This window comes from Pseudomonas sp., assembly GCF_049590575.1.
GTDB lineage: Bacteria > Pseudomonadota > Gammaproteobacteria > Pseudomonadales > Pseudomonadaceae > Aquipseudomonas.
Genome location: NZ_JBAWDE010000192.1, coordinates 1 through 9603, shown reverse-complemented (window position 1 = coordinate 9603; position 9603 = coordinate 1). Strand labels below are relative to the sequence as shown.

The 9603-nt window shown below is 60.4% G+C and carries 9 protein-coding genes; 6 read left to right on the top strand and 3 right to left on the bottom strand.

Annotation, left to right across the window (positions count from 1 at the left end; genetic code table 11):
* Positions 1–111: 111 nt before the first annotated feature.
* From WBR57_RS13205 to WBR57_RS13195, 3 genes are read right to left on the bottom strand one after another with little or no spacing between them, the layout of a single operon-like run.
* Positions 112–498: a DNA polymerase III subunit chi gene (locus tag WBR57_RS13205; protein ID WP_424084188.1), complete on the bottom strand. Its 387-nt coding sequence runs from the start codon at positions 496–498 to the stop codon at positions 112–114.
* A gap of 7 nt (positions 499–505) precedes the next feature.
* On the bottom strand, positions 506–934 hold the full coding sequence (locus WBR57_RS13200) for a DNA polymerase III subunit chi (RefSeq protein WP_424084187.1): 429 nt from the start codon (positions 932–934) through the stop codon (positions 506–508).
* 54 nt (positions 935–988) lie between these two features.
* Positions 989–2479: a leucyl aminopeptidase gene (locus WBR57_RS13195; RefSeq protein ID WP_424084186.1), complete on the bottom strand. Its 1491-nt coding sequence runs from the start codon at positions 2477–2479 to the stop codon at positions 989–991.
* A 283-nt stretch (positions 2480–2762) separates the two neighbouring features.
* Here WBR57_RS13195 and lptF point away from each other — a divergent pair, with 283 nt between their 5' ends.
* The 6 genes from lptF to era all read left to right on the top strand — a co-directional run bounded on the left by lptF (position 2763) and on the right by era (position 9500).
* On the top strand, positions 2763–3881 hold the full coding sequence (gene lptF / locus WBR57_RS13190; RefSeq protein ID WP_122543555.1) for an LPS export ABC transporter permease LptF: 1119 nt from the start codon (positions 2763–2765) through the stop codon (positions 3879–3881).
* Positions 3874–4953, top strand: a complete 1080-nt coding sequence (gene lptG, locus WBR57_RS13185; RefSeq protein WP_424084185.1) for an LPS export ABC transporter permease LptG — start codon at positions 3874–3876, stop codon at positions 4951–4953. The genes lptF and lptG overlap by 8 nt, the downstream gene beginning before the upstream one ends.
* A gap of 152 nt (positions 4954–5105) precedes the next feature.
* Positions 5106–6905 (top strand): translation elongation factor 4, encoded by a 1800-nt coding sequence (lepA, locus tag WBR57_RS13180; protein ID WP_424084184.1) that lies wholly within the window; start codon positions 5106–5108, stop codon positions 6903–6905.
* Positions 6906–6910: 5 nt separating this feature from the next.
* The gene (lepB, locus tag WBR57_RS13175; protein WP_424084183.1) at positions 6911–7765 is read left to right on the top strand and encodes a signal peptidase I; all 855 of its coding nucleotides are present in this window, start codon (positions 6911–6913) and stop codon (positions 7763–7765) included.
* A gap of 150 nt (positions 7766–7915) precedes the next feature.
* Positions 7916–8605 carry a ribonuclease III gene (gene rnc / locus WBR57_RS13170; protein ID WP_122543547.1) on the top strand — a complete coding sequence of 230 codons (690 nt, stop codon included), beginning with the start codon at positions 7916–7918 and terminating at the stop codon, positions 8603–8605.
* Positions 8598–9500 (top strand): GTPase Era, encoded by a 903-nt coding sequence (gene era / locus WBR57_RS13165; RefSeq protein ID WP_005785147.1) that lies wholly within the window; start codon positions 8598–8600, stop codon positions 9498–9500. Before rnc ends, era begins: the two co-directional genes overlap by 8 nt.
* Positions 9501–9603: the final 103 nt, after the last annotated feature.

Here is a 9603-nt window from a genome sequence, read left to right as displayed (position 1 = left end):
CAAATGTGGGAGCGGGCTTGCTCGCGAATGCGGTGGTTCAGTCAATCCATCCGGTGACTGTTACACCGCATTCGCGAGCAAGCCCGCTCCCACAGGGGATGTGTGGCGGCTTCAGGACTGGTACTGGCTCAACAACCGTTCCATCCGCGCATCCAGCCGGCGCTTGATCTCGGTTTCGATATGCGGGGCAAAGTCGTCGATCACGTCTTGCATGATCAACTGCGCGGCGGCGCGCAGTTCGTTGTCCAGGTGCAGCAGCAGGGCGTCGGGGGATTTCTCGGCGGCGGGCGCGGCTTTTTTTGCAGGCGCTGCAGCCACCGGCTCCGGTACAGCCGACTTGCCGCCGACCATATCGAACAACATCGGAATCTGTACCTCGCTCTCGACCGAATCGGTCAGCAGCGGCGGTTGCAAGTCATCGTCACCCAGCAACTGGCGGATCGACTCGAGGTCGTCCAGCAGGTGGTCGTCTTTTTTTAGAGGGTTGGGAGTGTCCATCATGTACTCAAAGTCGTTGTAGCCGGTGATCCTGCAAAGGATAGCCCTGTTCGCGGTAGAAGCGGAAACTCTCCCGCGCCGCCTGACGAATAGCCGGGTCTTCCACTACCACCTCCGCCACACGGGCGAATGCCTGGGCGAACGGCGGCACTTTCAGGTCGAGGTTGACCAGCAGGTCGGTATGGTCGCCGCAGCTGTCGCCCAGGCCCAGTACCACCAGGCCTTGGGGTTCGGATTCTGCGGGGCCGTGGGGCACGAAGCTCTCACCCTTGAAGCGCCACAGGCGTGCATCCAGGTCGTCGCGTTGGGCGGCATCGCTGCAATGCAGGTAAATGCGGTGGCCCATGCGCCAGGCTTTTTCGGTGAGTTTGCAGGCAAAGTCCAAGCGCGCAGAAGGATCGGCGCTGGGCAATATATAGAAGTCTACTTGGGTCATTGCGGTTCCTGAGACCGGGGCGGCACGTTGACCACCGCCCCGGCATCTTCAGTTTCAGGCCTTGGCGCGATCCAGCAGGTACTGGGTCAGCAGGGGCACAGGGCGACCGGTTGCGCCCTTGTCCTTGCCGCCGCTGGTCCAGGCCGTGCCGGCGATGTCCAGGTGCGCCCAGTTGAAGTTCTTGGCGAAACGCGACAGGAAGCAGGCAGCCGTGATGGTGCCGGCTTTCGGCCCGCCGATATTGGCGATGTCGGCGAATGGGCTGTCCAGCTGTTCCTGGTACTCATCGAACAGCGGCAGTTGCCAGGCGCGGTCGTCGGCAGCCTTGCCGGCGCTGAGCAGTTGCTCGATCAGCTCGTCGTTGTTGCCGAGCAGGCCCGAGGTGTGAGCGCCCAGGGCGACCACGCAGGCGCCGGTCAGGGTGGCGATGTCGATCACCGCTTGCGGCTTGAAGCGTTCGGCGTAGGTCAGGGCATCGCACAGCACCAGGCGGCCTTCGGCGTCGGTGTTGAGGATTTCGACGGTCTGGCCGCTCAGGGTGGTGACGATGTCGCCCGGACGGGTCGCGCCGCCGCTCGGCATGTTCTCGGCGCAGGCCAGGATGCACACCAGGTTGATCGGCAGCTTGAGTTCCAGCACGGCACGCAGGGTGCCGAATACGCTGGCAGCGCCGCCCATGTCGTACTTCATCTCGTCCATGCCCAGGCCCGGCTTGAGGCTGATGCCGCCGGTGTCGAAGGTGATGCCTTTGCCGACGAGGGCGTAAGGCTTCTCGGACTTCTTGCCGCCGTTGTATTGCATCACGATCAGGCGTGGCGGCTGGTCGCTGCCCTGGCCCACGGCATAGAACGAGCCCATGCCCAGTTCCTTGATCTTCTTCTCGTCCAGCACTTCAACCTTGAGGCCCTTGAACGCTTTGCCCAGCGCCTTGGCTTGTTCGCCCAGGTAGGTTGGGTGGCAGATGTTCGGTGGCAAGTTGCCCAGGTCACGGGTGAACGACATGCCGTTGGCAATGGCCTTGGCGTGGGTCACGGCGCGCTCGACCTCTGCTTGTGCAGCCTTGATGGTCAGCAGGGTGATTTTCTTGATGGCGCGCGGTTCGGCCTTGGTGCTCTTGAACTGGTCGAAGAGGTAGCCGCCGTCCACCAGGGTCTCGGCCAGCAGGCGGGTCTTGCCGTAGCTGTCGCGGCCTTTGACCACGATTTCGTCGAGTGCCAGCGCTGCATCGCTGCCGCCCAGGCCCTTCAGGGTGTTGAGGATGCCAGCGATGATTTTACGGAACGGGCGGTCGCCGAGTTCGGCGTCCTTGCCCACGCCGACCAGCAATACGCGGTCGGCCTTCAGGTTGGGCAGGCTTTGCAGCAGCAGGCTCTGGCCGACTTTGCCGGCCAGGTCGCCGCGCTTGAGCACGGCGCTGATGGCGCCGCCGCTGAGTTCATCGAGTTGCGTGGCGGCGACGCCGAGCTTGCGGCCTTCGCCGATGGCGACCACGAGGGTGGCGGTTTTCAACGTTTCGGGGCTAACGCTTTTTACAACCAATTCCATTTTCGGGTCCCTTTATAAGGTCTGAGAGCCTGGCGTTTGTACCCAGGCTTTAAAGCTAGGCAGTTGCGTAAACCGCCCGCGACAAAGGCCGCAGTTTGAACCTCGCCGACGGAGCCTGACAACCCTTGGCGCATGCTTTGTACACGAGCAAGAGGTTGCGCAGTGACAGGCGCGGTCAATCACAGGATAATGCGCCATCTTTTTAGCCGGCCCTGCTTGAACGGGCTGACTTGGTATGCTGCTTGTTTGGCCGCCTTAGCCTGACAACCCTGGAGTGTCTGGTTTGATCGTCTTCCGTTATCTGTCCCGCGAAGTCCTGTTGACCCTGAGTGCCGTGAGTGCGGTATTGCTGGTCATCATCATGAGTGGTCGTTTCGTCAAGTACCTGGCCCAGGCCGCTTCAGGCGCCCTGGACCCAGGCTCACTGTTCCTGATCATGGGCTTTCGCCTGCCGGGGTTTTTGCAGCTGATCCTGCCGTTGGGCCTGTTTCTCGGGATCCTGCTGGCCTACGGGCGCCTGTACCTTGAAAGCGAAATGACCGTGCTTTCGGCCACCGGCATGAGCCAGCAGCGCCTGCTGGGCATGACCATGATCCCGGCCGCCGGCATCGCGTTGATCGTGGCCTGGCTGAGCCTGAGCCTGGCCCCGCAGGGCGCCATGCAGTTCCAGCTGGTGCTGAACAAGCAGGACGCGATGACCGAGTTCGACACCCTCGAGCCGGGCCGTTTCCAGGCGCTCAATGACGGTTCACGGGTGACCTACACCGAAACCCTGACCGACGACCGTGCCAACCTCGGCGGTGTGTTCATCTCCGAGAAACGCCTTGGGCAAGACAAGAAGGACCGTGGCATTTCCGTGCTGGTGGCCGATTCGGGGCGCCAGGAAGTGCGTCCCGACGGCAGCCGCTACCTGATCCTGGAAAATGGCTATCGCTATGATGGCAGCCCGGGCATGGCCGATTATCGTGCGATCAAATACGACACCTATGGCGTGATGCTGGCCCGCCCGGACATCAGCGACGAAGTCACTGACCGCGACGCGATCCCGACCAGCGAACTGTTCGGCAGCAAGGAACTGCGTTCCATCGCCGAACTGCAATGGCGTATCTCTCTGCCGCTGCTGGTGTTTATCGTGACCTTGATGGCCGTGCCGCTGTCACGCGTCAACCCGCGCCAGGGCCGCTTCCTCAAGCTGTTGCCGGCGATCCTGCTGTACATGGCTTACCTGACCATCCTGATTTCCGCCCGCGGCTCCCTGGAGAAGGGCAAGCTGTCGCCGACCCTGGGCCTGTGGTGGGTACACGGGATCTTCCTGGTGATCGGCCTGGGGCTGCTTTATTGGGAACCTATACGCTTGAAAATGATGAGCCGTCGTGGCCAGAAGGAGTTGGCTCGTGGCTAAGCTCGATCGCTACATTGGTAGCAGCGTACTGATCGCCATCCTGGCGGTATTGGGCATCATCCTGGGCCTGGCCTCGTTGTTCGCCTTCATTGATGAAGTGGGCAATGTCAGCGACACCTACACCGTGTGGGACGTGCTGAGCTACGTGGCCCTCACCGCGCCGCGTCGCCTGTACGACATGATGCCGATGGCCGCGCTGATCGGCTGCCTGATCGGCCTGGGCAGCCTGGCCAGCAACAGCGAACTGACCATCATGCGCGCCGCCGGGGTGTCCATCGGCCGTATCGTCTGGGCGGTAATGAAGCCGATGTTGCTGCTGATGCTGTGCAGCGTGCTGATCGGCGAATACGTGGCGCCGCCGGCCGAAACTACCGCCCAGGCCAATCGCGCCCTGGCCCAGGGTTCGGGCGATGCGCAAAGCGCCAAGCACGGCCTGTGGCACCGCCAGGGGGATGAATTCATCCACATCAACGCCGTGCAGCCGGGCGGCCTGCTGATTGGTGTCACGCGCTACACATTCGACAAAGAGCGGCACTTGCTGTCGTCCAGCTTCGCCAAACGTGCGCAGTACAGTAACGAAAAGTGGCAGTTGAGCGACATCACCACCACTCATTTCCGCAATATCGGCCAGGGCTCCAATGCCAGCACCGAGGTGATCAATGCGCCAAGCGAAGAGTGGGATATCGCGCTCAAGCCGCAATTGCTCAATACGGTGGTGATGGTCCCCGAAAGCCTGCCGATCTCCGGGCTGTGGGGTTACATCCACTACCTCAAGGACCAGGGCCTGAGCAACGGTCGTTACTGGCTGGCATTTTGGGTCAAGGTCTTGCAGCCGGTGGTGACCGCCGCGCTGGTATTGATGGCGATCTCGTTTATCTTCGGCCCGCTGCGTTCCGTGACCCTCGGCCAGCGCGTATTTACCGGGGTGCTGGTCGGCTTCACTTTCCGCATCGCCCAGGACCTGCTCGGCCCATCGAGCCTGGTGTTTGGCTTCTCGCCGCTGTTTGCGGTGCTGGTGCCGACCGCGATCTGCGCCCTGGCCGGGTTCTGGCTATTGCGCCGAGCCGGCTGATCCCGCGCTTATGAACAAAAAATGCCCCGGTCATAGGATCGGGGCATTTTTTGTTCTGGTCAGCAAAGATGACGTCTTGCCTGAGCATCAGGTACAATTCCCGGCTATTTTTCAGCGGGCAATCTGCCTGCAGCCTTTTTGAGTGTTGATCCGTGAGTGATTTGAGTCATATCCGCAATTTCTCCATCATCGCCCACATTGACCATGGTAAGTCGACGCTGGCCGATCGATTCATCCAGATGTGCGGCGGCCTTGCCGAGCGTGAAATGGAAGCCCAGGTACTGGACTCCATGGACCTCGAGCGCGAGCGCGGCATCACCATCAAGGCCCACAGCGTTACCCTGTACTACACCGCAAAAGACGGTATCAAGTACCAGCTGAACTTCATTGACACCCCCGGCCACGTTGACTTCACCTACGAAGTCAGCCGCTCGCTGGCCGCCTGTGAAGGCGCCTTGCTGGTGGTCGACGCCGGCCAGGGCGTCGAAGCCCAGTCCGTCGCCAACTGCTACACCGCGATCGAGCAGGGCCTTGAGGTCATGCCGGTACTGAACAAGATCGACCTGCCACAGGCCGATCCTGACCGCGTCAAAGAAGAAATCGAAAAAATCATCGGCATTGACGCCACCGACGCCGTCGAGTGCAGCGCCAAGACCGGCCTGGGCGTCGACGAAGTGCTCGAGCGCCTGGTCCAGACCATTCCCGCGCCTACCGGCAACTACGAAGATCCGCTGCAAGCGTTGATCATCGACTCCTGGTTCGATAACTACCTGGGCGTTGTTTCCCTGGTACGCGTGCGCCACGGCCGTGTGAAGAAGGGCGATAAGATCCTGGTCAAGTCCACCGGCAAGATCCACCTGGTGGACAGCGTCGGTGTGTTCAATCCGAAGCACACCGCGACCACTGATCTGAAAGCCGGTGAAGTGGGCTTCATTATCGCCGGTATCAAGGACATCCATGGTGCGCCGGTCGGTGACACCCTGACCCTGAGCTCCACACCTGATGTCGACGTGCTGCCGGGCTTCAAACGCATCCAGCCGCAGGTCTACGCCGGCCTGTTCCCGGTCAGCTCCGACGACTTCGAAGACTTCCGCGAAGCGCTGCAGAAGCTGACGCTCAACGATTCGTCGTTGCAGTACACCCCGGAAAGCTCCGACGCACTGGGCTTCGGCTTCCGTTGCGGGTTCCTCGGCATGCTGCACATGGAGATCATCCAGGAGCGCCTGGAGCGCGAATACGACCTGGACCTGATCACCACCGCGCCGACGGTTATTTTCGAGTTGGCACTGAAAACCGGTGAAACGATTTACGTCGATAACCCGTCCAAGCTTCCAGACCTGTCCTCCATCGAAGACATGCGCGAGCCGATCGTGCGGGCCAATATCCTGGTGCCGCAGGAGCACCTGGGCAACGTCATTACCCTGTGTATCGAAAAACGTGGCGTCCAGCACGACATGTTGTTCCTCGGTACTCAAGTACAAGTGACCTACGATTTGCCGATGAACGAAGTGGTCCTGGACTTCTTCGACCGTCTCAAGTCCACCAGCCGCGGCTATGCTTCGCTGGATTACCATTTCGACCGTTACCAATCGGCTAATCTGGTGAAGCTGGATGTGTTGATCAACGGCGACAAGGTCGATGCCCTGGCACTCATCGTGCACAAGGACAACGCGCACTACAAAGGTCGCCAGTTGACCGAGAAGATGAAAGAACTGATTCCGCGCCAGATGTTCGACGTCGCGATCCAGGCCGCCATTGGCGGACAGATCATTGCGCGGACCTCCGTCAAGGCTCTCAGAAAGAACGTACTGGCCAAATGCTACGGCGGTGACGTAAGCCGTAAGCGCAAGCTGCTTGAGAAGCAAAAGGCCGGTAAAAAACGCATGAAGCAAGTGGGCAACGTGGAAATTCCACAAGAAGCCTTCCTTGCGGTGCTCAGGTTGGATAGTTAGGTCCTATGTCGCTAAATTTCCCGCTGTTGCTGGTCATCGCCGTTGCCGTTTGCGGTCTTCTGGCGTTGCTCGATCTGGTGTTCTTCGCCCCGCGTCGGCGGGCGGCTATCGCGTCCTATCAGGGCAGCGTCAGCCAGCCCGATGCGGTGGTGGTCGAGAAGCTGAACAAAGAGCCTTTGCTGGTTGAATACGGCAAGTCGTTCTTCCCGGTACTGTTCATCGTGCTGGTGCTGCGCTCGTTCCTGGTGGAGCCGTTTCAGATCCCTTCGGGGTCGATGAAACCTACCCTGGACGTGGGCGACTTCATCCTGGTGAACAAGTTTTCCTACGGGATCCGCCTGCCGGTGATCGACAAAAAGGTCATCGAAATCGGTGACCCGCAGCGCGGCGACGTGATGGTGTTCCGTTACCCGAGCGACCCCAATGTCAACTACATCAAGCGTGTGGTTGGCCTGCCAGGTGACGTGATTCGCTATACCAGCGACAAACACCTGTTCGTCAACGGCGAGTCGGTGGCCGAGAAGCTGATCGGTTCCGAGCCGAACAGCCTGGGCAGCGCCGAGCTGTACCTGGAAAAACTCGGCGCGGTAGAGCACGAGATCCGCAAGGAAATGAGCCGCTATCGCGCGATGCCTGATGGCGAATGGAAAGTGCCGGCCGGGCACTATTTCATGATGGGTGACAACCGCGACAACTCCAACGACAGCCGCTACTGGGATGATCCCAATATTCCCAAGGAGCTGCTGGGCATGGTTCCCGACCAGAATATCGTCGGCAAGGCCTTTGCGGTCTGGATGAGCTGGCCGGAACCCAAACTCAGCCACCTGCCGAACTTCTCGCGGGTCGGGCTGATCAAGTAATACAAGCGGCGCTGTGAACACAGCGCCGAATGCTTTTCTGGGGCTGGGACAAATCGGTCGCGCCTCATGCAGCACCAACCAGGATGTGAATTTGAACACTGCGTCAATCGTCGATGGCCGCCGGTGCCACCAAACTGATATGGGTAAACCGTGACCGTTTCTCTAAGTCGTCTCGAGCGCCAGCTCGGCTACACCTTCAAGGATCAGGAATTGATGATCCTTGCCCTCACACACCGCAGTTTTGCAGGGCGTAATAACGAGCGCCTGGAATTCCTCGGTGACGCCATCCTCAATTTCGTCGCCGGTGAAGCCCTGTTCGAGCGCTTCCCCCAAGCCCGTGAAGGCCAGTTGTCGCGCTTGCGTGCGCGCCTGGTGAAGGGCGAGACCCTCGCGGTGCTGGCCCGTGGCTTTGGCCTGGGCGAGTACCTGCGCCTGGGGTCCGGTGAATTGAAAAGCGGCGGTTTCCGCCGTGAGTCGATCCTGGCCGATGCCCTTGAAGCCTTGATCGGTGCCATCTACCTCGATGCCGGCATGGACGCGGCCAAAGAGCGTGTCACCGCGTGGCTGAACTCCGAGATCGAGAGCCTGACGCTGGTCGACACCAACAAAGATCCCAAGACCCGCCTGCAGGAATTCCTGCAGTCCCGTGGTTGCGAACTGCCACGCTACGAAGTGGTGGATATCCAGGGTGAGCCGCATTGCCGCGTATTCTTCGTGGAATGTGAAATCACCTTACTGAATGAAAAAAGCCGAGGTCAGGGTGTGAGCCGTCGTATTGCCGAACAGGTAGCGGCCGCTGCAGCACTGATTGCCCTGGGCGTGGAGAATGGCCATGACTGATTCAACCGCAACACGCTGTGGCTATGTTGCCATCGTCGGCCGCCCGAACGTGGGCAAGTCCACGCTGCTCAACCACATCCTCGGCCAGAAGCTCGCGATCACCTCGCGCAAGCCGCAGACCACCCGCCACAACATGCTGGGCATCAAGACCGAAGGCAACGTGCAAGCGGTCTACGTCGATACCCCAGGCATGCACAAAGGCGGCGAGAAAGCCCTTAACCGCTACATGAACAAGACTGCTTCGGCGGCGTTGAAAGACGTCGACGTGGTGATCTTCGTGGTCGACCGCACCAAGTGGACCGATGAAGACCAGATGGTTCTCGAGCGTGTGCAGTACGTCACCGGCCCGCTGATCGTTGCGCTGAACAAGACCGACCGCATCGAAGACAAAGCCGAGCTGATGCCGCACCTGACTTGGCTGCAGGAACAACTGCCGAACGCGCAGATCATGCCGATCTCGGCCCAGCACGGTCACAACCTCGAAGCCCTGGAGCGTGTGATCGCCGGTTACCTGCCGGAGAACGAACACTTTTTCCCGGAAGACCAGATCACCGACCGCAGCAGCCGTTTCCTCGCCGCCGAACTGGTGCGCGAGAAAATCATGCGCCAGATGGGCGCCGAGCTGCCGTACCAGATCACCGTCGAAATCGAAGAATTCAAGCAGCAGGGCAAAACCCTGCATATCCATGCATTGATCCTCGTCGAACGTGATGGCCAGAAGAAAATCATCATTGGCGACAAGGGCGAGCGCATCAAGCGCATCGGCACCGAAGCGCGCAAGGACATGGAATTGCTGTTTGATTCCAAGATCATGCTCAACCTGTGGGTGAAGGTTAAGGGTGGCTGGTCCGATGATGAGCGTGCTCTGCGCTCCCTGGGCTACGGCGACCTGTAAGGGCACCGCTGGGCAAAAAATGTGGGAGGGGGCTTGCCCCCGATAGCGGTGGTCAGTTAACCCATAAGTGGCTGACACACTGCCATCGGGGGCAAGCCCCCTC

What these genes read in the sequence shown, in the direction of transcription:
- WBR57_RS13195 (WP_424084186.1), bottom strand. Translation starts at nt 2,479, where the DNA reads ATGGAATTGGTTGTAAAAAGCGTTAGCCCCGAAACGTTGAAAACCGCC.
- WBR57_RS13200 (WP_424084187.1), bottom strand. Translation starts at nt 934, where the DNA reads ATGACCCAAGTAGACTTCTATATATTGCCCAGCGCCGATCCTTCTGCG.
- lepB (WP_424084183.1), top strand. Translation starts at nt 6,911, where the DNA reads ATGTCGCTAAATTTCCCGCTGTTGCTGGTCATCGCCGTTGCCGTTTGC.
- era (WP_005785147.1), top strand. Translation starts at nt 8,598, where the DNA reads ATGACTGATTCAACCGCAACACGCTGTGGCTATGTTGCCATCGTCGGC.
- WBR57_RS13205 (WP_424084188.1), bottom strand. Translation starts at nt 498, where the DNA reads ATGGACACTCCCAACCCTCTAAAAAAAGACGACCACCTGCTGGACGAC.